Source organism: Aurantimonas coralicida DSM 14790, assembly GCF_000421645.1.
GTDB classification, from domain to species: domain Bacteria; phylum Pseudomonadota; class Alphaproteobacteria; order Rhizobiales; family Rhizobiaceae; genus Aurantimonas; species Aurantimonas coralicida.
On record NZ_ATXK01000011.1, the window covers coordinates 134215 to 154565 of the forward strand.

The 20351-nt window shown below is 67.4% G+C and carries 23 protein-coding genes, 2 tRNA genes and 2 rRNA genes; 13 read left to right on the plus strand and 14 right to left on the minus strand.

Translation table 11 applies throughout. The features are described 5' to 3' along the window. Positions 1–213: 213 nt before the first annotated feature. The 3 genes from H536_RS0118895 to tesB all read right to left on the minus strand — a co-directional run bounded on the left by H536_RS0118895 (position 214) and on the right by tesB (position 3046). Positions 214–1584: an ammonium transporter gene (locus tag H536_RS0118895; RefSeq protein ID WP_024351937.1), complete on the minus strand. Its 1371-nt coding sequence runs from the start codon at positions 1582–1584 to the stop codon at positions 214–216. Between the two features lie 17 nt (positions 1585–1601). Then, complete coding sequence (locus H536_RS0118900; protein ID WP_029703667.1) at positions 1602–1940, minus strand: P-II family nitrogen regulator; 339 nt, start codon at positions 1938–1940, stop codon at positions 1602–1604. 239 nt (positions 1941–2179) lie between these two features. Next, positions 2180–3046, minus strand: a complete 867-nt coding sequence (gene tesB, locus H536_RS0118905) for an acyl-CoA thioesterase II (protein WP_024351938.1) — start codon at positions 3044–3046, stop codon at positions 2180–2182. A 140-nt stretch (positions 3047–3186) separates the two neighbouring features. On the opposite strand from tesB, the gene H536_RS0118910 reads away from it, so the two are divergent. From H536_RS0118910 to H536_RS0118950, 9 genes are all read left to right on the plus strand, one after another. Continuing rightward, positions 3187–4437, plus strand: a complete 1251-nt coding sequence (locus tag H536_RS0118910) for a ubiquinone biosynthesis hydroxylase (protein WP_024351939.1) — start codon at positions 3187–3189, stop codon at positions 4435–4437. Positions 4438–4631: 194 nt separating this feature from the next. Continuing rightward, positions 4632–4982, plus strand: a complete 351-nt coding sequence (locus H536_RS0118915) for a DUF2849 domain-containing protein (protein ID WP_024351940.1) — start codon at positions 4632–4634, stop codon at positions 4980–4982. 73 nt (positions 4983–5055) lie between these two features. After that, positions 5056–6744 carry a nitrite/sulfite reductase gene (locus H536_RS0118920; RefSeq protein ID WP_024351941.1) on the plus strand — a complete coding sequence of 563 codons (1689 nt, stop codon included), beginning with the start codon at positions 5056–5058 and terminating at the stop codon, positions 6742–6744. Then, complete coding sequence (locus tag H536_RS0118925) at positions 6741–7244, plus strand: DUF934 domain-containing protein (RefSeq protein WP_024351942.1); 504 nt, start codon at positions 6741–6743, stop codon at positions 7242–7244. The genes H536_RS0118920 and H536_RS0118925 overlap by 4 nt, the downstream gene beginning before the upstream one ends. A gap of 4 nt (positions 7245–7248) precedes the next feature. Continuing rightward, entirely contained in the window at positions 7249–8037 is a 789-nt protein-coding gene (locus tag H536_RS0118930; protein WP_024351943.1) for a phosphoadenylyl-sulfate reductase, read from the plus strand. Further along, on the plus strand, positions 8034–8936 hold the full coding sequence (gene cysD / locus H536_RS0118935) for a sulfate adenylyltransferase subunit CysD (protein WP_024351944.1): 903 nt from the start codon (positions 8034–8036) through the stop codon (positions 8934–8936). The genes H536_RS0118930 and cysD overlap by 4 nt, the downstream gene beginning before the upstream one ends. A 1-nt stretch (position 8937) precedes the next feature. After that, positions 8938–10674 carry a sulfate adenylyltransferase subunit CysN gene (gene cysN, locus H536_RS0118940; protein WP_024351945.1) on the plus strand — a complete coding sequence of 579 codons (1737 nt, stop codon included), beginning with the start codon at positions 8938–8940 and terminating at the stop codon, positions 10672–10674. Continuing rightward, the gene (locus tag H536_RS24515; protein WP_155898553.1) at positions 10674–10838 is read left to right on the plus strand and encodes a hypothetical protein; all 165 of its coding nucleotides are present in this window, start codon (positions 10674–10676) and stop codon (positions 10836–10838) included. Before cysN ends, H536_RS24515 begins: the two co-directional genes overlap by 1 nt. Before the next feature lie 187 nt (positions 10839–11025). Then, positions 11026–11337 carry a hypothetical protein gene (locus tag H536_RS0118950; RefSeq protein WP_024351946.1) on the plus strand — a complete coding sequence of 104 codons (312 nt, stop codon included), beginning with the start codon at positions 11026–11028 and terminating at the stop codon, positions 11335–11337. 80 nt (positions 11338–11417) lie between these two features. Here H536_RS0118950 and H536_RS0118955 read toward each other — a convergent pair whose 3' ends face one another. The 4 genes from H536_RS0118955 to H536_RS0118970 form a co-directional block, all read right to left on the minus strand. Beyond that, the gene (locus H536_RS0118955) at positions 11418–11618 is read right to left on the minus strand and encodes a Trm112 family protein (protein WP_024351947.1); all 201 of its coding nucleotides are present in this window, start codon (positions 11616–11618) and stop codon (positions 11418–11420) included. Positions 11619–11712: 94 nt separating this feature from the next. Continuing rightward, positions 11713–12399, minus strand: a complete 687-nt coding sequence (locus H536_RS0118960; RefSeq protein WP_024351948.1) for an LON peptidase substrate-binding domain-containing protein — start codon at positions 12397–12399, stop codon at positions 11713–11715. A 147-nt stretch (positions 12400–12546) separates the two neighbouring features. Next, on the minus strand, positions 12547–13611 hold the full coding sequence (trxA, locus tag H536_RS0118965; RefSeq protein WP_024351949.1) for a thioredoxin: 1065 nt from the start codon (positions 13609–13611) through the stop codon (positions 12547–12549). After that, complete coding sequence (locus H536_RS0118970) at positions 13608–14126, minus strand: prolyl-tRNA synthetase associated domain-containing protein (RefSeq protein ID WP_029703681.1); 519 nt, start codon at positions 14124–14126, stop codon at positions 13608–13610. Before H536_RS0118970 ends, trxA begins: the two co-directional genes overlap by 4 nt. A 488-nt stretch (positions 14127–14614) precedes the next feature. Here H536_RS0118970 and H536_RS0118975 point away from each other — a divergent pair. The 3 genes from H536_RS0118975 (at position 14615) to H536_RS0118985 (ending at position 15277) form a co-directional block, all read left to right on the plus strand. Continuing rightward, positions 14615–14689, plus strand: a tRNA-Gly gene (locus tag H536_RS0118975). After that, complete coding sequence (locus H536_RS24520) at positions 14662–14856, plus strand: hypothetical protein (protein ID WP_024351951.1); 195 nt, start codon at positions 14662–14664, stop codon at positions 14854–14856. The genes H536_RS0118975 and H536_RS24520 overlap by 28 nt, the downstream gene beginning before the upstream one ends. Before the next feature lie 46 nt (positions 14857–14902). Next, positions 14903–15277 carry a hypothetical protein gene (locus H536_RS0118985; RefSeq protein WP_024351952.1) on the plus strand — a complete coding sequence of 125 codons (375 nt, stop codon included), beginning with the start codon at positions 14903–14905 and terminating at the stop codon, positions 15275–15277. Between the two features lie 178 nt (positions 15278–15455). Here H536_RS0118985 and H536_RS0118990 read toward each other — a convergent pair whose 3' ends face one another. Both H536_RS0118990 and H536_RS24525 read right to left on the minus strand, forming a co-directional pair. Continuing rightward, complete coding sequence (locus H536_RS0118990; protein WP_024351953.1) at positions 15456–15797, minus strand: DUF1330 domain-containing protein; 342 nt, start codon at positions 15795–15797, stop codon at positions 15456–15458. Positions 15798–15817: 20 nt separating this feature from the next. Next, positions 15818–16219 carry a hypothetical protein gene (locus H536_RS24525; protein WP_024351954.1) on the minus strand — a complete coding sequence of 134 codons (402 nt, stop codon included), beginning with the start codon at positions 16217–16219 and terminating at the stop codon, positions 15818–15820. Between the two features lie 132 nt (positions 16220–16351). Between H536_RS24525 and H536_RS0119000 the strand changes: the two genes are divergently transcribed. Further along, positions 16352–17182, plus strand: a complete 831-nt coding sequence (locus tag H536_RS0119000) for a helix-turn-helix transcriptional regulator (protein WP_024351955.1) — start codon at positions 16352–16354, stop codon at positions 17180–17182. A gap of 183 nt (positions 17183–17365) precedes the next feature. Here H536_RS0119000 and H536_RS0119005 read toward each other — a convergent pair. From H536_RS0119005 to H536_RS0119025, 5 genes are all read right to left on the minus strand, one after another. Continuing rightward, positions 17366–17442: transfer RNA gene (locus tag H536_RS0119005), tRNA-Met, on the minus strand. Between the two features lie 251 nt (positions 17443–17693). Continuing rightward, positions 17694–19361: a long-chain-fatty-acid--CoA ligase gene (locus H536_RS0119010; RefSeq protein WP_024351956.1), complete on the minus strand. Its 1668-nt coding sequence runs from the start codon at positions 19359–19361 to the stop codon at positions 17694–17696. A 213-nt stretch (positions 19362–19574) separates the two neighbouring features. Beyond that, positions 19575–19784, minus strand: a complete 210-nt coding sequence (locus H536_RS24530; protein ID WP_024351957.1) for a glycine zipper 2TM domain-containing protein — start codon at positions 19782–19784, stop codon at positions 19575–19577. Positions 19785–20034: 250 nt separating this feature from the next. Then, positions 20035–20149, minus strand: a 5S ribosomal RNA gene (gene rrf, locus H536_RS0119020). Positions 20150–20236: 87 nt separating this feature from the next. Next, a 23S ribosomal RNA gene (locus H536_RS0119025) occupies positions 20237–20351 on the minus strand; the annotation flags it as partial.

A 20351-nucleotide genomic window follows, 5' to 3' on the forward strand; every position in this document is an offset into this window, starting at 1 on the left:
ATCAAAAGCCGTGCCATATCCCCGAAGCAGCGCGCAGCGCCTTAAAACTGGCCGATCTGACGCCATATCCGCCGCCAGGGCTGCGCAATCTGCCTGTTTCGCGCCCAGAGTGACGCTTTGTTAGGCATACCGGTCACGTGTTTGGCATCGGCGCCCCGAACGTGAAAAGGGGGCCACAAGGGCCCCCTTCTCGCATCGTTCGGCAGGATCGGATCAGGCGCGGCCGACCGAGAACTCCGGATAGGCTTCCACGCCCACCTCGGTTCGATCGAGGCCAAGCGCCTCTTCCTCCTCGCTGACCCGGATGCCCATCACCGCCTTCAGGATCGCCCAGACCACCAGGCTGACGACGAAGGTGAAGACACCGTAGGCGAGAACGCCGATCAGCTGCACGCTGAAGCTCGTCTCCGCATTGGTCAGCGGCACAGCCATCGTACCCCAGATACCGGCAAGCAGATGGACCGGGATCGCACCGACCACGTCGTCGATCTTCAGCTTGTCCAGCAGCGGCACCGCGAAGACCACGATCACGCCACCGACGGCACCGATCAGGATCGCCGACAGGGGCGACGGCTGCAGCGGCTCCGCCGTGATCGAGACGAGACCCGCCAGGGCGCCGTTCAGCACCATGGTCACGTCGACCCGCTTGTAGATGACCTGCAGCAGGATCAGCGTGGCGACCACGCCGCCGGCCGCGGCCAGGTTGGTGTTGGCGAAGATGCGCGACACGTCCGACACGTCGTTGATCGTGCCCATGGCGAGCTGCGATGCACCGTTGAAGCCGAACCAGCCGAGCCACAGGATGAACGTGCCCAGCGTGGCGAGCGGGATCGACGAACCCGGCATGGCGACGCCGCGACCGTCAGCGGTGAAGCGACCCTTGCGTGCGCCCAGAAGCAGCGCGCCCGCCAGTGCAGCCCAGCCACCGACCGAATGGACGAGGGTGGAACCGGCGAAGTCGGAGAAGCCCATCACCGACAGCCAGCCGGCGCCCCACTGCCAGGAACCGGCGATCGGGTAGATGAAGCCGGTCAGGATGACCGTGAAGGCGAGGAACGGCCACAGCTTGATGCGCTCGGCCAGCGTGCCCGAGACGATCGAGGCGGCGGTGGCCACGAAGACCATCTGGAAGAACCAGTCGGAGGCCGTCGAATAGCCGGTGGCGAGGTTGTTGCCGCCCACAGCGTCGAAGCTGTAGGTGCCGAAGGAGCCGAAATAGCCGCCGTCGACGCCGGTGTACATGAGGTTGTAGCCGACGATCCAGTACATGATGCCGGCGATGGAATAGAGCGCGATGTTCTTCAGGCACTGCATCGACACGTTCTTGGAACGCACGAGGCCGGCCTCGAGCATGGCGAAGCCCGCCGCCATCCACATCACCAGGAAGCCGCCCACGAGGAACAGCAGGGTGTTGAAGATGTAGGCGACGTTCGGCTCGGTCGCATAGGCGACGGCCGCCGCGGCAGCGTCGGAGCCCTGGCCCGCAGCTTCGGCCGCAGCAGGCGCGGCGTCCTGGGCGAAGGCGGCGGTGGCCGCCAGGCCGGTCAGCGTGCCGGCGGCGAATAGGAGTTTCGTGAACTTCATGGTCCGGTCGCTTCCTCTCACAGTGCGTTGACGTCGACTTCGCCGGTCCGGATGCGGACCGCCTGGTCGATGCCGAAGACGAAGATCTTGCCGTCGCCGATCTGGCCGGTCTTGGCGGCGGTCTGGATCGCCTCCACCGTCCGGTCGACCAGATCGACCGCGACCGCGACCTCGATTTTCAGCTTGGGCAGGAAGCTCACCGCGTATTCGGTTCCGCGGTAGATCTCGGTGTGGCCCTTCTGGCGCCCGTAGCCCTTGACCTCGGTGACCGTCAGCCCCTGGACGCCTATGCCGGTCAGTGCTTCGCGCACCTCGTCCAGCTTGAATGGCTTGATGATCGCCATCACGATTTTCATGTTCACCTCGAACCTTGGGCGGCTGGGAGCACCGCCGAGTTGAGCCAGCGAATGCCGGGAGCGTCATGCGCCCGACGGTTGACTGACTCAGAGGAAAACAAGGTCCGTGCCAAACGGGCCGAACAACCGCCAACCAAGCGATTTTTCTGGCCAGGGCCCTCGGGCGCCACTTTTTCAGGCACCCGGCATCAGACCGACCTGCATGTTTTATGTGCAGATCGGGCGGTCGTGATGGTTTTCTAGGCGCCCCGGCGCGGCCGGATCAGCCCTTCCTGCGCGACCGAGGCGGTCAGGACGCCGTCGGCGGAATAGAGCGAGCCGCGGGTCAGCCCGCGGGCGCCGGAGGAGGACGGGCTGTCCTGGGCGTAGAGCAGCCAGTCGGAGACCCGCACCGGCCGGTGGAACCACATGGCGTGGTCGAGGCTGGCGGCCTGGATGCGCTTGTCGAACACCGACAGGCCGTGGGCGAAGAGCGAGGTGTCGAGCAGCGTCATGTCCGATAGATAGGCCAGCACCGCCGCATTCAGTGCGCGGTCGTCGCCGATTTCGCCCGGGCAGCGCACCCAGACCCGCTGCACCGGCTCCAGCTTGTCGGTCGTCAGATAGTGGTCGAAGGAGATCGGCCGGAACTCGATCGGCCGCGGCCGCTCCCAGTAGCGCCGCACCGCTTCGGGCGCCCGCTTCAGGATCGTCTGGTTCAGATCCTCGCCATGCGGCACCTCGTCCGGCCCCGGCACGTCCGGCATCGTCGCCTGATGGTCCAGCCCCTCCTCGTCCTTCTGGAAAGAGGCCGACAGCGAGAAGATCGCGTGGCCGTGCTGGATGGCGACGACCCGGCGGGTGGTGAAGGAGCCGCCGTCACGGATCCGGTCGACGTCGTAGATGATCGGGGTGGCGGGGTCGCCGGGACGCATGAAGTAGGAATGCAGCGAATGACAGAAGCGGTCGGCCGGCACGGTGCGCTGCGCGGCGACCAGCGCCTGGGCGATCACCTGGCCGCCAAAGACCCGCTGCCAGCTCTGGTCCGGACTGGTGCCACGGAAGAGATTCTCCTCGATCCGCTCCAGGTCGAGGGTCTCGAGGAGCTTTTCAACGGCCTCTGTCATCCTAGATTCACTCCGGTACGCGGACAGATCGCCGCCGTTCGCCTGACCCGGCGTTGCACCACAAACCGGCAGATGGTCAACCGGTTTCGGACCGAATCTGCCCCGCCGCCCTCGCGCGTGCGCGATATCAGGAGCCTTGCATGTCCGACGACACCCTTGCCGATTCCCAGCCCGAGCACGCCGACATCGTGGTCGCCGGCGCCGGCTATGTCGGCCTGACGACGGCGGTGGCGATCGCGGATGCCGCGCCGTCTCTGAAGATCGTCCTCGTCGACGCCGCACCCGAGGGCGTCTGGCAGCGCGACGGCCGCGCCTCGGCCGTGGCCGCCGCCGCCATCCGCATGCTGGAGCAGCTCGGCATCTGGCAGGAGGTCGCCGACGAGGCCCAGCCGATCACCGAGATGATCGTTACCGATTCCCGCACCTCCGATCCGGTGCGGCCGGTCTTCCTGACCTTCGGCGGCGAGGCGCGACCGGGCGAGCCCTTCGCTCACATGCTGCCCAATGTCGCCCTGAACGGCGCCCTGCGCAAACGTGCCGACGCGCTCGGCATCGAGATCCGCGCGGCCACCGCGGTGTCCGGCATCGACCAGAAGCCGGCCTCGATCCGCGTCAAACTCGCCTCCGGCGGCGCCATCGAGGCGCGACTTCTCGTCGCCTGCGACGGCGTGCGCTCGGCGATCCGCGACATGGCCGGCATCGGCACCGTCCACTGGGATTACGGCCAGTCCGGCATCGTCGCGACCGTCGCCCACGAGCGTCCGCATCACGGCCGCGCCGAGGAGCATTTCCTCCCCTCCGGTCCCTTCGCCATCCTGCCGCTGAAGGGCAACCGTTCGTCGCTGGTCTGGACCGAGCCGACCCGCGAGGCCGACCGCCTCGTCGCCTCCGACGACATGATGTTCGAACTGGAGCTGGAGCAGCGCTTCGGCCACAAGCTGGGCGCCCTGACCGTCGAAGGAGGCCGCCGCGCCTTTCCGCTCGGCCTGACGCTCGCCCGCGACTTCGTGCGGCCGCGCATCGCGCTGGCCGGCGATGCGGCCCACGGCATCCACCCGATCGCCGGGCAGGGCCTCAATCTCGGCTTCAAGGACGCCGCGGCGCTGGCCGAGACCGTCGTCGAGGCCGCCCGCCTCGGGCTCGACATCGGCGCCCTCGACACCTTGCAGACCTACCAGCGCTGGCGGCGCTTCGACACCGTGCAGATGGGCATCACCACCGACGTCCTGAACCGGCTGTTTTCCAACGACAATGGCCTGTTGCGCGCGGCGCGCAGCTTCGGCCTGTCGCTGGTCGACCGCACCCCGCGGCTGAAGGATTTCTTCATCGGCCAGGCCGCCGGCCTGCATTCCGGCGCCTCGCCGCGGCTCCTCCAGGGCGAGGCCATCTGAGGGCTCCGCCCCGGCGAAACGGCAGCATTTCGGGGCGTCTGGAACGATTCTATCGCCCCGCACGCCCCCGGCAGCAAATTCTTTCCCGCCTTGCCGCTGCTCGGCAATGCCCGCCGCCGATCCGAGGATCGAATACGCCTATGTAGGGTCAACGCGACGTGGCCTTATGGGGCCGATGGCAGGGAGCAACCGACATGGCGAAGGATCACCGCGCCGGATCGAAGGTCAGGGGCGACAAGCTGCCGGCGATCGTGATGGCCAATCACCTTCTGGAAGGCGACGTCGTCTTCCTCGCCGACAGCGGCTGGACGCTCGACCCGTCCAAGGCCCGCGTCGCCTATGACGCCGAGACGGCCGACGCCATGGAGGCCGAGGGCAAGGCGGCGCTCGCCGCCAACATGGTGGTCGACCCCTATCTCGTTCCAGTCGACATCGAGGGGTCCGGCCTGCCGGTCGCCCGGCATTTTCGCGACGCCATGCGCCAGAAGGGTCCGTCGATCCATCCGGACATGGGCAAGCAGGCCGAATACGAGACGCCCGCCTGAGCCGCGCATCTGCGCGACAGGGGATGGCAGCCGGCCGGACCGGCGCCGAGACGAGCTTGAAGAGGACACGAGCATGTATCGCTATGACGAGTTCGACGAGGAGTTCGTGCGCGAACGCGTGGCCCAGTTCCGCGGTCAGGTGGCCCGGCGGCTGGACGGCTCGCTCTCGGAAGACGAGTTCAAGCCGCTGCGGCTGAAGAACGGCCTCTATCTCCAGCTCCACGCCTACATGCTGCGCATCGCCGTGCCCTACGGCACGCTGAGCTCGAAGCAGCTGCGCCAGCTCGCCGACATCGCCGAGACCTACGACAAGGGCTACGGCCACTTCACCACGCGTCAGAACCTGCAGTTCAACTGGCCGAAGCTGAAGGACGTGCCGGCGATCCTCGACATGCTCGCCGATGTCGAGATGCACTGCATCCAGACCTCCGGCAACTGCATCCGCAACGTCACCGCCGACCAGTTCGCCGGCGTCGCCGCCGACGAGGTGGAGGATCCGCGCCCGACCGCCGAGCTGATCCGCCAGTGGTCGAGCCTGCATCCCGAATTCACCTGGCTGCCGCGCAAGTTCAAGATTGCCGTCACCGGCGCCGAGCACGACCGCGCCGCGATCATGGTCCACGACGTCGGGCTGAAGATGAAGCGCGGCCCGGACGGCGAGCCCGGCTACGAGGTCGTCGTGGGCGGCGGTCTCGGCCGCACGCCGATGATCGGCAAGATCGTTCGCGACTTCATTCCGCGCGACGAGCTGCTCGCCTATCTCGAGGCGATCATGCGGGTCTACAATTCCGAGGGCCGGCGCGACAACAAGTTCAAGGCGCGGGTGAAGATTCTTGTCCACGAGACCGGCGAGGAGGAATTCCGCCGCCGGGTCGAGGCCGAATACGCCCAGCTCGACGGGCCGACGATCAACGCGCCCGAGGACGAGGTCGCGCGCATCGCCGCCTATTTCGCGCCGCCGGCCTACGAGACCCTGCCCGACACCTCCGAGACGCTGGAAGCCGCGCGCCGCGCCGATCCGGGCCTCGATCATTTCGTCACGCAGAACGGCTTTGCCCACAAGCAGCCTGGCTACATCGCCCTGACCATCTCGCTGAAGGCCATCGGCGAGGTGCCGGGCGACATGTCGGCCGAGCAGATGCGCGTCTTCGCCGACATCGCCGAGCGCCATTCCCTGTCGGAGCTGCGCGTCACCCATTCGCAGAACCTCGTCCTTCCCTATGTGAAGAAGGACGAGGTGCCGGCGGTCTATGCGGCGCTGAAGGCGGCGGGCCTGGCGACGGCCAATGCCGGCCTCGTCACCGACATCATCGCCTGCCCCGGCCTCGACTATTGCGCGCTGGCGACGGCGAAATCGATCCCGATCGCCCAGGAGATCGCCCGGACGTTCCAGGACGAGGACCGCCAGCGCGACATCGGCCCGCTGCCGATCAAGATCTCCGGCTGCATCAATGCCTGCGGCCACCACCATGTCGGTGCCATCGGCATTCTCGGCCTCGAAAAGGCCGGCAAGGAGAACTACCAGATCACCGTCGGCGGCGACGCCACGGAGAACGCCGCCCTTGGCGAGCGCCTCGGCCCCGGCATCGACGCCGAGGACGTGCCGGGCGCGATCGAGAGCATCGTGCAGGTCTATCTCGGCGAGCGCCGGGAGGGCGAGGAGTTCATCCAGACCGTGCGCCGCGCCGGGCTGGAGCCGTTCAAGGCCGGCTTCACCGCCTATATCGCTTCGCGCCAGGCCGCGACGGAGGCAGCCGAATGACCCTGATCCGCGAGACCGGCGAGACGTCGGACCATTATCGCCGCGTCGACAGCATCGAGGCCCTAGGCACGGATGGCGCGCTGATCGTGCCGCTGGCCCTGGCAGAGGCGGCCAAGGACCATCTCGCCGGCCGCCGCTTCGGCCTGTCGGTACCCAACAACGCCGCGGTGGAGGACATCGCGCCGTTGCTGGCGGACGTGGACCTGGTCGTGGTCGAGTTCCCGGCCTTCTCCGATGGCCGCGGCTTCTCGCTGGCCAAGCGCCTGCGCCGGGCCGGCTTCGAGGGCACGCTGCGCGCTTCGGGCCCGCTCATCGCCGACCAGTTCGCCGATGCGCTGGCCTGCGGCTTCGACGAGGTGGAGCTGCCCGAGACCATGGCCAACCGCCAGCCCGTCCAGCAGTGGATGGAGGCCAAGGACACCATGAGCCGCCACTACCAGAACGGCTACGGCGACGACCGCAGCATTCTGAGAAAACGGCTGGCCGCCCGCGAGGCTTGAAACGATGACCGCAACCCTGCCCGATCTGGCCGCGACACTGAACGGTGAATTCGCGGGCCTGACGCCGCTCGAACGCCTGCAGGCGATGGTCGCGCGCGTCGACGGTCCCGTCGTCTTCACCACCAGTCTCGGCATCGAGGACCAGATGATCACCCATCTGATCTTCTCGAACGATCTGCCGATCCAGGTGAAGACGCTGGACACCGGCCGGCTGTTTCCCGAGACCTACGCGCTGTGGCGCGAGACCGAGGAGAAATACGGCCGTCGCATCCGGGCGATGTATCCGCAGGCCGAAGCGCTGGAGGAACTGGTCAACGATCAGGGCATCGACGGCTTCTACTACGCGCCGGAATTTCGCAAGAATTGCTGCGGCGTGCGCAAGGTGGAGCCGCTCGGCCGGGCGCTGGCCGGGGCAGCGGGCTGGATCACCGGCCTGCGCCGCGACCAGTCGGCCAACCGTTCCGACATGGATTACGTCGCCTTCGACGGCGCCCGCGGGCTGATCAAGGCGAACCCGATCTTCGACTGGACGCGCGAACGCATCGCCTCCTTCACCGCCGCCGAAGGCGTGCCGGTGAACGCGCTGCACGCGCAGAACTTCCTGTCGATCGGCTGTGCGCCCTGCACCCGCGCCATCCGGCCGGGCGAGCCCGAGCGGGCCGGCCGCTGGTGGTGGGAAGAAGAGACCAAGCGCGAATGCGGCCTGCATGTCGATGACGACGGCCGGCCCATGCGCGCCGACAACAACCGTCCCGCCGAAGGGGACGCGGCCTTCGAAAGGCTCCCGCAATGAAGCACATGACCCATCTGCAGCGGCTTGAGGCCGAGTCGATCTTCATCATCCGCGAGGTTGCGGCGACCGCCGACAATCCGGTGATGATGTATTCGATCGGCAAGGATTCGGCCGTCATGCTGCATCTCGCCATGAAGGCCTTCGCCCCCGGCAAGCCGCCCTTCCCGCTGCTTCATGTCGACACGACCTGGAAGTTTCGCGAGATGATCGAGTTCCGCGACCGCCGGGCGCGCGAGCTGGGCCTCGACCTCATCGTCCACACCAATCAGGACGGCGTGCGCGACGGCATCAGCCCGTTCGCCTCGGGCAGCCGGGTGCACACCGAGGTGATGAAGACCCAGGCGCTAAAGCAGGCCCTCGACAAGTACCAGTTCGACGCGGCCTTCGGCGGCGCGCGCCGCGACGAGGAGAAGTCCCGCGCCAAGGAGCGCATCTTCTCGCTGCGTTCGGCCGAACATCGCTGGGACGCCAAGAACCAGCGGCCCGAGCCCTGGCGGCTGTTCAACACCCGCAAGAAGAAGGGCGAGAGCTTCCGCGTCTTCCCGCTGTCCAACTGGACCGAGCAGGATGTGTGGGACTACATCGCCCTGGAGAACATCCCGGTGGTGCCGCTCTATTTCGCCAAGACCCGGCCGATCGTGCGCCGCGACGGCGCGCTGATCATGCGCGACGACGAGCGCATGGAACTGCGCCCGGGCGAGACCGTCGAGAACATGATGGTCCGCTTCCGCACCCTTGGCTGCTACCCGCTGACCGGCGCGGTGGAATCCGAGGCGGCCGATCTCAAGGACATCATCTTAGAAATGCGGGGCTCCCGCACCTCCGAGCGCCAGGGTCGGGTCATCGACCAGGATTCCGGCGCCTCGATGGAAGAGAAGAAGCAGGAAGGCTATTTCTGACATGACCATCGCCGTGCAGAAACGCCCCCGCGAGGATGCGGTCGACACCGCCCTCACCGGCCATGCCAATCCCGCCGTGATCGCCGAGGACGAACGCTTCGCAGGCCCCGCGCCCGACGATGGCGATGTGGCCGTGGTCGATCCGCAGGCCGCCATGCAGCCTGCGCTGGCGCCGGCCGAATCCCTCCTGCGCTTCATCACCTGCGGCTCGGTGGACGACGGCAAGTCGACCCTGATCGGCCGTCTGCTCTTCGAGACCAATGCGGTCTTCGACGACCAGATGGACACGCTGAAGCGCGATTCCCGCAAGTTCGGCACGACCGGCGAGGATCTCGACTTCGCGCTGCTGGTCGACGGCCTGTCGGCAGAGCGCGAGCAGGGCATCACCATCGATGTCGCCTATCGCTATTTCTCGACCGGCAACCGCGCCTTCATCATCGCCGACACGCCGGGCCACGAGCAGTACACCCGCAACATGGCGACCGGCGCCTCGCAGGCCGAGCTCGCCGTCATCCTCGTCGATGCGCGCAAGGGCATCCTGCCGCAGACGCGGCGGCACTCCTTCATCACCTCGCTCGTCGGCATCAAGAGCGTCGTGATCGCCATCAACAAGATGGACCTCGTCGACTTCAGCCAGGAACGCTACGAGGCGATCCGGCGCGACTACGAGGCGATCCTGCCGCAGCTCGGCTTCACCGACGTCTCCTATGTGCCGCTGTCGGCTAAGAATGGCGACAACATCGCCGCCCCGTCGCCGAACATGCCCTGGTATGATGGCCAGACGCTGCTGCAGCGCCTGGAGACCGCGACACCGGAGACCTTCGACGCCGGCTCGGCGCCGTTCCGCCTGCCGGTGCAGTGGGTCAACCGCCCCAATCTCGACTTCCGCGGCTTTGCCGGCACCATCGTCGGCGGGCGTGTCGCCCCCGGCGACGCGATCGCCGTCATGCCCGGCCGCCGCACCACCACCGTCAAGGCGGTCTGGGGTCCCGACGGCGAGGTGGCCAGCGCCGAGGCCGGCGAGGCGGTCACCCTCACCCTTGCCGACGAGGTCGATGTCTCGCGCGGCGATGTCCTCGTCGGGCCCTCCGACACGATCGCCGCCCAGAAGACCGTGACCGCCGACATCCTTTGGATGGCCGACCGGCCGCTGATTTCCGGCGGTCGCTACGTCGCGCGCCTCGCCACCTCGACGACGCCCGCCTCGGTGCGCAGCCTCGACAACGCCATCGACATCCACACCTTCGAATCCGGTGCGGCCAACGTTCTTCTGATGAACGAGATCGGCCAGATCACCCTCGGCTTCGACCGGCCGGTGATGGCGACGACCTACGAGGAAAACCGCGAGCTCGGCTCCTTCATCCTGATCGATTCGCTGACCAACGAGACCATGGCGCTCGGCATCGTGCGCACGGTCTCCGCCTCCGACGAGATCACCCAGGCCGTGCCGGCCGAAGCGCCGCTGTCCCCTCTCGCCCGGGCGCAGGCCCTGTGGTTCGGCGCCGCCGAGGGCGAGCATCGCAAGGGCCACGGCAAGCTGATCCGCTACCGGGCGGCCGGTGCGGTGATGATCGGCATCCTCGCGCTGCTGTTTGGGCTGGGGATCGGTTTCGCCGTTCTTCTGGCGGCGATCGACTTCGTGCTGCGGCCGTTCCTGGCGCTCATGACCGGCGGCGGTGATCTGCCCGGAAAGAACGGCGCCGACCCGACCACGGTGGGCGACGGAGCCGGCATTTGATGGCGGCAGGCACGATCGGGCCCTGCACCGAGGATCGCGGCAACCCGAGCGACGACATTCGCCGCTCGCGGCGGGTGCGGCGGCGGCTGCCGCTGATCGAACTGATGCTGCTGGTCGCCTCGATCGCGGTCTGCGCCGCCTTCGTGCTGGACTGGCTCGGCTGACCGGGTGATCGCGATCCTCCCCGTCGAGGCCGTTAACCGGCACGGCGGGGAGATGGCCGCAGCATGGCCCCTGCCCGAAAATCGTCCCTGAATGAGCACCTCGCAGTCACGTCCCCGCCATCCACCGCGCCGAGGTTCTGGCCATGGACGGATCGGAGCCTTCGATCCGCATCGACGGAGTGACCTCATGAAGACCACCCTTCTCGCCGCCGCGGTTCTCGCCTTCGGCGCCGGCGGCGCCTTCGCCCAGGAAGCCCAGACCGCACCGCAGAAGACCCCGACCTGCGCCGAGGCCCTGCCCCAGATCGAATCGCTGATCGGCCAGGCCGACCAGGCCGGTCTGAAGACCGAGACCGCCGAGGATCACGTCGAGACGGCGCGCGCCGCCCAGACCTCGCAGGACGAGGAAGGCTGCATCCGCGCCCTCGTCATGGCGCAGAACGATGTGCTGACGCAGGCGCAAGAGGCCACGCCGGCGCCCGAGACCAGGCAGCAGTAAGCTGCGCATATCCAGACAATGCACGAAGGGCCGGCGCATCAGCGACCGGCCCTTTTCATGTCGGCACAAATCGGCGCGGCTCAGTCGAGGGTGCGCGCCTCGGACGGCAGCATGATCGGGATGCCGTCGCGGATCGGATAGGCGAGCCGCGCCGCCTCCGACACCAGCTCGTTGCGCTCCCGGTCGTAGCTCAGCGTCGTCTTGGTCAGCGGGCACACCAGCAGCTCCAGCAGCTTGGGGTCCGGCTGGCCGGCCTGGTGCCGGGGGCTCGTCTCGGTCATGGCATGTCCTTCAGCGCGGCGTTGCGGCGGCCGTTGCGCGTCTTATCGCCCGCCGGCCAAGCGGCCGCAATCGCCGTCGGCCGGCATGGGTCGCCTATTGCAGCGTGTGTGGCGGCGAACCGTCGCCACCATCGCCATCGCGGGCCAGCGAGATCTCGGTGATCGCGATCAGCGTCTCGGCCCGCGTCTTCAGGTCCGGCGCTTCCAGCAGCGCCTGCTTCTCGGCCGCGCCATAGGGCGACATCATGCAAAGCGCGTTGACCAGCGTCTCGTTCGACGCCCGGGTGACGCTTTCCCAGTCGGCCTCGAGCTGGTTGGCGTCGAGATATTGCCGGAACGCCTTCAGCAGCGCGTCGCGGTTCACCTCGTCCGCACCCTTGCCGAAATCGAGATCGCCGAGGAACGGCTTGACCCGGAAGGAGCGATAGGGCGCGCGGGTGGCCAGCTCTTCCAGGGTCCGGAAGCGCACCACGCCATGCAGATTGAGGATGTAGCGGCCGTCGCCCGATTCGGTCAGGGAGGTGATCCGGCCGAAGCAGCCGACCTGGCAGAGTTCGGGTTCGCCGTCGGAACGCGCGCCGCCGTCGAGGCTGGGCTGGATCATGCCGATGATCCGCGCGCCCGCCATGGCGTCGTCGATCATCTCCAGATAGCGCGGCTCGAAGATGTTGAGCGGCAGTTGACCGCCCGGCAGGAGCAGGGCTCCCGAGAGCGGGAACACCGGGACCGTGTCCGGCAGGTCCGAAGCGGTCCGGTAGTTGATATTGCCAGCGTGAACCAAACGATGTCTCCGTGTCAGACACCGAAGTTGGATCGGTCGCCGGCGATCTCAAGGGATGCGGCAGAAGGCGGCAGGCACGGCGCGCCCTGTCGTCCCCCCGAACAGGCCGCACCGGACCGCGCATTGTCGCGCGGTCCGGAACGGAATTCAGGAGAACAGGAGGCCCGACAGGCGCCGCCGCGCGTCCTTGGTCGCCGGATCGGTCGGTCCCCAGGCCTGGAAGAACTCCAGGAGCTTGGTGCGGGCCGCATCGTCGTCGAAGCTGCGGTCGCGGCGGATGATCTCCAGGAGGTGCCCCGCCGCCGTCTGGCGGTCGCCCTTGGCCTGGGCGATCAGCGCCAGGTCGTAGCGCGCCCGGTGATCGTCCGGATCGCTCTCGATGCGCTGCTGCAGCAGCACCGGATCGCCGAGCTGGGCGATCTCCTCGGCGAGCTTCAGCTTGGTGCGCACCGCTTCCACGGCCGGGTCCTCGGTCTTCCCCTCGCCGGCGACGTCATACTGGTCGATCAGCGCCTTGGCGCGGGCCGCGTCGCCGGTCGCCAGATAGCATTCGGCCAGGCCGCCCGTCGCGCCGGCATGGCCCGGCTCGTGCTGCAGGACGGCGCCGAAGATCTGTGCCGCACCGCCGGCGTCGCCATCGGCCAGAAGCTGGTTCGCCTGCTCCATCGCCTGGGCCACCGGATCGTTGCCGCTGCCCCCCTGGCCCTTGGTCACGCGATCGATGAAGGCCTTGATCTCGCTCTCGGGCAGCGCGCCCATGAAGCCGTCCACCGGCTGCCCGCCGACAAAGGCGAACACCGCCGGGATCGACTGCACGCCGAGCTGACCGGCGATCGACGGATGGTCGTCGATATTCATCTTGACCAGCTTCACCTTGCCGCCGGCGGCCGCGACGGCGCGCTCCAGGATCGGCGTCAGCTGCTTGCAGGGGCCGCACCAGGGCGCCCAGAAATCGACGAGCACCGGCTGGTTGCGCGATTCCTGGATGACGTCGGCCGGGAACTGCGCCGTCGTCGTGTCCTTGACGAGGTCGGCTGCGGCCGGGGCGGAGGCGTCGCCGAAACCCTGCAGGGTGGTCGTCGGAGCGGCGGGCGCTGCCGGGGCCGCGGGCTGGCGCGGCGCGGCGGCGGACGGCGCCGCCGGCGTGGTCGACTGCTGGCCGTAGCCGCCATAGGAGGTGCCGCCGTAGGGGGCGTAGGGATTGTCGCTCATTCTGCCTGTCCGTCGCCGGCCGGCGCCTCGAGCCCGATGACAAGCGGCTCGTGCCCCGTTGATTGGAAGAACGCCATCAGGTCCGCCGTCGCGATCGTCGTCGTCGCTTCGTTGGTCATGGGATGGCAGTTCACCATATCGTGCATCAGAAGGCCTTCATCAAGCACGAGCCGGACCATGCCGTCGCGATCGTTGACGACGCCGAAGGCGGTCACCGATCCCGGCTCGACGCCGAGCAACGCGCGCATCTGGTCGGCGCTGGCGAAGGACAGCCGCCCCGATGCGCCGATGCGCTTGTGCAGGCCCTTCAGATCGACCGTCCGGCTCTCTTCGGCGACGACCAGGAAGATCGTCCCCTTCTTGTCCTTCAGGAACAGGTTCTTGGTGTGCCCGCCGGCGATCGTGCCGCGCAGCGCCTGGCTTTCCTCCACCGTGTGCAGCGGCGGGTGCGCCACGGTCGTGGTGGCGATGCCGAGCCCGTCGAGATAGGCCATCAGAGCGTCGCGGTCCTTCATCAGGCGTCTTCCCTTGCGATTGGCGAACAGCCGCCGGTTACCGCACCTGCGCCCGCTTGCGAAGTCCCGTCCCCGAACCGCTGCGCCGCCCGGCATGACAATGGCACCGGATTCACGACACGATCTCCAGCGCGATCTGGCCCGGTTGGTCGAGCATGAGCGTCTTAGCTCGGGTCCAGTCTGAAAGATCCTGGGAGAGGATCGTCGTCTCCCGTGCTGCCTTTGATCTCGTTCAGCCCGCGGCCCTTTCCGCCCTCCTGCGCCGCCCATCGGCACCTTACGACCCTTCCCGACCGCTGCGCCCCCCGCACTCCGTGGCTCCGGGACCCCGTCGGATCCCTCGCCAGACACCCCGGAATCCCGCGCATTCCGGCCCCCACAGGCCATCACGAAAATCCCGTTCGATTCCCGTCATTTCGCTGTTGCAATCCACCGATGATTGGGGCATACACCGCTCGTCCGCGGCGCTCAGGCGCCGCACGGAGCGGGCGGGCGTAGCTCAGGGGTAGAGCACAACCTTGCCAAGGTTGGGGTCGTGGGTTCGAATCCCATCGCCCGCTCCAATTTTCCCCATCTCGACATTTCTGACTGCGTTGATCGCGATACGGTCCTGCCGGTTTCGTTCGTGCGGGCGCGCGTCTGTTTCGGCGTGCCGTGCGAACCTACCCGCCGCGAGGCGCATTTCTCGGACTGCACGAGCATCGGCCGCATTCTGTACAACGCCCCGTGACCTCCTTCGCCCGCCGCCTAGATGGCAGGGCAAAGGAGTTCCCACCATGAACAAGCTCATTCCCATCGCCCTGACGGCGCTTCTGGCCCTCTCGGCATGCAGCGACGAAACCGAGACCGACGCCGCCGATCCGGCCGTGTCCACCACCAGCGAGCCGGCTTCCGCGCCGTCGACGACCGAACGCGAGACCGGCGAAGCCATGGAGGCGATCGGCGAGGCCGGGCGCCAGACCGGCGAAGCAGCCCGTTCGGCGCTGGAAGACCTGTCCGAGGCCGCCGGTCCGGCCATCGACCAGGCGCGCGAGGCCGGCAGCAAGGCTCTCGACGACGCGAAGGAGGGGCTGAACAACGCCACCCGCAGCGCCGCCTGCCGGACGGCCCGTGCCGCCGAGGACGCCGACGGTATCGCCGCCAATTGCTAGAGCGGCAGTGCCGCCCAGCGATGCGTGGCGGGGTGATGCTCCGCCCACACCGCCGGGCGGCCTTTTGGACCAAGCCGACACTCCGACTACGATCGCGCCGGGCGGGCCGGAAGGGCGATCCCGGCAACTCTCCCCGCTCGGCAAGCCATGGCAACGACCGCCAGCCGGACGAACGGGTTCAGGCCCCGCCCGCCTTTTCTTTCGGTAAGATGTCGGTCGCCCGGTGATCGTCGCCGACACCCTCGATCAGGAAGATCTCGCCCTCCGTGCCCTGCATCCGCAGGGGCCTGATGGCCTGATAGTCCGGCGAACCGTACCATGCCCGCGCCAGGCCCATGTCCGGGAAGGCGAGAACGACGATGTCGTCGGTCACCTCTCCCTCACAAAGCTCCTTCGCGCCGCCATGGATGAGGAAGCGGCCGCCAAACGGCGCCAGCGTGGCGTCGATCCGCTCGAGATAGTCGACAATGCCCTGGTTCAGAGTGACATTGCGCAGATGGGCGATGGCGTAAGCGGGCATGGCGGCCTCCCTGTTCATTTTCAGGCCAGTGCCCGACCGGACCGCTGTGCCGTCTCGAACTCGAGAACGGCCAGAAGAGCGACGACACCGGCCTGGGCGAGGAGACAGATCCAGCCAGGAAGATTGGGCGCGAGAACGCCGCTCACAGGCAAGGCCACGCTGGCGACGACCCACAGCGCATTGCCGAGAACGACCATGTGAGCCGCCCAGCCCGGTATCGGTCGAAGCCGGGCGACGGCGACCATGAAGGCGGCGATCGGGAGGAGAAGCATGCCGGCGCCCGAAAGAAAGCCGGCGGGAATCTGCGTCACGCTGGCGATGGGGCCGGAGGCGGCCAGGAGGAGACCGCCCATCACGGTGCAGGTGACGGCATCAAGGGTCAGCAGGGTGCGGAGGGTGGGAATGCGCGCATGGCGTTCCATCGGTTCAGCCTTTCCTGAGCGATGCGGCTCGATCCGCCGGGCCGCTGCCGGCGATCCTGATCGCGTATGGGACCTCTGTCGATTACGTCCGAGGTCATTGCGCAGGCCAGGCGGGGTTGTGGAGACACGGCCATGACACGCGCACGACGATCCGCGGGAGACCTCTTGCGCCAATGGCGGCAGCGGCGGCGCTTCAGCCAGCTCGGTCTCGCCCTCGATGCCGGCATTTCCCAACGCCATCTCAGCTTTCTGGAATCAGGCCGGTCGGCGCCGAGCCGTGCGATGCTCCTGCGCCTTACGGACCATCTCGACATGCCGCTGGAGGCGCGCAACGCCCTTCTCCTTGCGGCCGGCTTTGCGCCGATCTTCCCGCAGCACGATCTGGCGGACGCCGAACTGACCGCCGCCAGAGAAATTATCGACCGGATCCTGGCCGGCCACGCGCCCCACCCTGCCCTGGCCGTGGACCGTCACTGGACGCTGCTTTCCGCCAATGCCGCGATTGCGGCCCTGACGGACGGCGTCGCGGGGCACCTCCTCGCCGGCGCAGTCAATGTCCTGCGCCTCGGCCTGCATCCGGAGGGACTGGCCCCGCGGATCGTGAATTTCGCCGAATGGCGCGCGCATCTCCTGCGGCGCCTCGCCCGCGACGTCGCCCTGTCGGCCGACCCCGTGCTGGCCGCTCTCCTTGAGGAGCTCGAATCCTACCCGGCGTCCATCGCGGTCGACTTGTCACCAACCCCGGAACCGCCCGAACCGGCCGTGGCCGTGCCGCTGATCATCGCCAGCCCGCACGGGCCGCTGACCTTCCTCAGCACCACCACGATGTTCGGCACGGCCACCGACGTCACCCTGGCCGGAATCGCCATCGAGAGCTTCTTTCCGGCGAACCGGCAGACGGCCGACGCCATGGCGACATTCGCCGGCAGCGTCCAGGACGCCCTGTCCGGGCCGCGGGAATAGATCGGTCTGGGGGGAGTCGTAGCGGGGTCCGAAAAGCGGACCATGCAGGCAAGGCCAGAGGTTTCGGCCACGCCAGACGGACGCTGAGAGATTGCAGCGCCAGAACCGACCCAACAGCGACACAACAGAGGCCCCAAACGACAAACACTCCCGGAGCCGGGGCTCGCGGGAGTGTTTGAAACTTGGTTGCGGGGACAGGATTTGAACCTGTGACCTTCAGGTTATGAGCCTGACGAGCTACCGGGCTGCTCCACCCCGCGCCATTGCCGTGCGGCGCGTTCCGCGTCGCCGGTGACCTCCATATATGCGACAGGCGGATGAATGTGAAGAGGAAATCTCGTGGAATTTCGAGAAAACGAAATCCTCTCCGGCTCACGCGACGCTCGCGGGCCGATCCCTCCTGTCAGGCCCGAAAGGCTAGCAGAGGTGGCGTCGGTTGAGAAGCGTCGCCACCTGCCCTCCGGGCCGAAGCCACGGCGGCCGCTGCCGCCGATGCTTCGGCTGCGACGGTTCAGTTGCGCAATTCGCGCCGCAGCACCTTGCCGACGCCGCTCTTGGGCAGCTCGTCGCGGAACTCCACCTCGCGCGGCCGCTTGTAGCCGGTCAGATTGTCCCGGCAGAACGCCTTGACCTTGTCGGCCGTCAGCTCCGGATCGCTCGCCACGACGAACAGCTTCACCGCCTCGCCGGAATTCTCGTCCGGGATGGCGATCGCGGCCGCTTCCACGACGCCGGGCATCCGCGTGACGATCTCCTCGATCTCGTTGGGATAGACGTTGAAGCCGGAGACGTTGATCATGTCCTTCTTGCGGTCGACGATCCTGAACCGGCCGGTCTCGTCCATCACGCCGATATCGCCGGTGCGGAAGAAGCCGTCGGCGGTCATCACCCGGGCCGTTTCGTCGGGACGGTTCCAGTAGCCGACCATGACCTGCGGGCCGCGGATGGCGATCTCGCCGCGTTCGCCCATCGGCACCTCGCCGCCCTCCTCGTCGAGGATCTTCAGCTCGGTCGAGGGGATCGGCACGCCGATCGTCCCGCTGTATTCGGTGGAATCGGTTGGATTGCAGCAGGCCGACGGCGCGGTTTCCGACAGGCCGTAGCCCTCGCAGATCGAACAGCCGGTCTGCTTGCGCCACAGCTCCGCCGTCGCCGCCTGGACGGCCATGCCGCCGCCCACCGACAGGCGCAGATGCGACCAGTCGACACTCTTGGCGTCGGGGTGCCGCGCCAGGGCGCCGAACAGTGTGTTGACCGCCGGGAAGGAGTGGAAGCGATACTTCTTCAGCTCCTTCAGCGTCGCGGGAATGTCGCGCGGATTGGGAATCAGGATGTTGCAGCCGCCGGTGCGCATCGACAGCATCATGTTCACGGTGAAACCGAAGATATGGTAGAGCGGCAGCGCGCAGACCGTCGTGATCTGCTCGTTCGCCGGCATGTTCTTCAGCGCCGGCGCGTGCCAGGCTTCCGACTGCAGGACATTGGCAATGATATTGCCATGGGTCAGGGTCGCGCCCTTGGAAACGCCGGTCGTGCCGCCGGTATATTGCAGCACCGCCGGCTCGTCGCGCTCCGAGGCGACCGCGGTGAAGCTCGCCGCCCGCCCGCGCGCCATGGCATCGCGGAAGGCGATGGCCCCGTCCAGCTTGTAGGCCGGCACCATCTTGCGCACCTTGCGGACGACGAAATTGACCAGGTGCCGCTTCAATGTCGGCAGCATGTCGCCCATCGACGTCACGATGACATGCTCGACCGGCGTCTCGGCCCGGCAGGCCTCGAGCGTCGAGGCCATGTTCTCGAGAATGACGATCGCCTTGGCGCCGGAATCGCGCAGCTGGTGCGACAGCTCCCGCGGCGTATAGAGCGGGTTGGTGTTGACCACGATCAGCCCGGCCCGCAACACGCCCGCGACCGCCACCGGATACTGGAACAGGTTCGGCATCATCAGCGCGACGCGGTCACCCTTCTGCAGTCCCAGCGACTGCAGGAAGGCGGCGAAATGGCGTGACTCTTCGTCCAGCTCCTTAAACCGCATGGTGGCGCCCATGAAGTGGAACGCCGGCTGGTCCTTGTGCTGGATGAACGCTTCGCTCAGCAGCTCGCCGAGGGAATGATAGGGGAAATCCGGCAGCTCGGCCGGAACGCCGTCCGGATAGATCTGCAACCAGGGTTTCTGCATTCTCGACACCTCCCGTTGTCCGCCCATACCGATAGCGCAGACTGGGGAGAAACGGAACGCTCTACCGTTTACGTCAACGGAAATTCTGCGGCTTTTCTCGGAAGGCGGACGAGCCTAGTGATCGCGGTCGCCGGGCGGGAGTCGGCCGCGCACCGATAGCGACCCGGCCGGCAGGGCGGGCCGGGTCGCTTTGGACGGTCGGGTCTGACCCGCCTAGAGGTTCCGGCCGATGGCGCCGCCGGCGACCGCACCGCCGACGCCGCCGATGACCGCACCGCCGGTACCGCCGACCGCATTGCCGATGACGGCGCCGCCGACACCGCCGACGGCCGCGCCGCCGATGGTCTTCTGGGTCCGGCTGCAGCCGGCGGCCGCAAGCATCACGGCCATGACGACGGTGACGGTGTAGAGCTTGGTGTTCATGCCGCAATTCTCCCTGCGAAGGCCCGCCATTCGTCGCGAATGCGGTGTCCCACAAGAACTAAGCCGACGGAATGATGCGGCAAGAACGCGGCACTGGGTTTTGCGGCTGCCGCCGGATCACGGTCCCGTCAGGGGCACAGCAGCTACTCCCGGAGCCCCTGAACGCAAAAAGCCCCTCGGCTGGTGAGCGCGAGGGGCTTTGCGTGGTGTGGTGTGAAGAAGATTTTATCGGACAACTTGCGATTTGCAGACCTGGCGGCGACCGACTTTCCCGCGTCTTGAGACGAAGTATCATGGGCGCTGGGGCGTTTCACGGCCGAGTTCGGAATGGGATCGGGTGCGGCCGCCCCGCTAGAACCACCAGGTCGGCAAATGGCAAGTTGGAAGCTGGTCTTGGGAGGGCATTGTGATTGTGTTGCGCACCCTGTTTGGGTGGGCATTGACGAATGAGAATGATCAAGCCGATCGAGCGATTAGTACCGGTAAGCTTCATGCGTTGCCGCACGTCCACACCCGGCCTATCAACGTGGTGGTCTACCACGGCTCTGATAGGGAGAACTCGTTTTC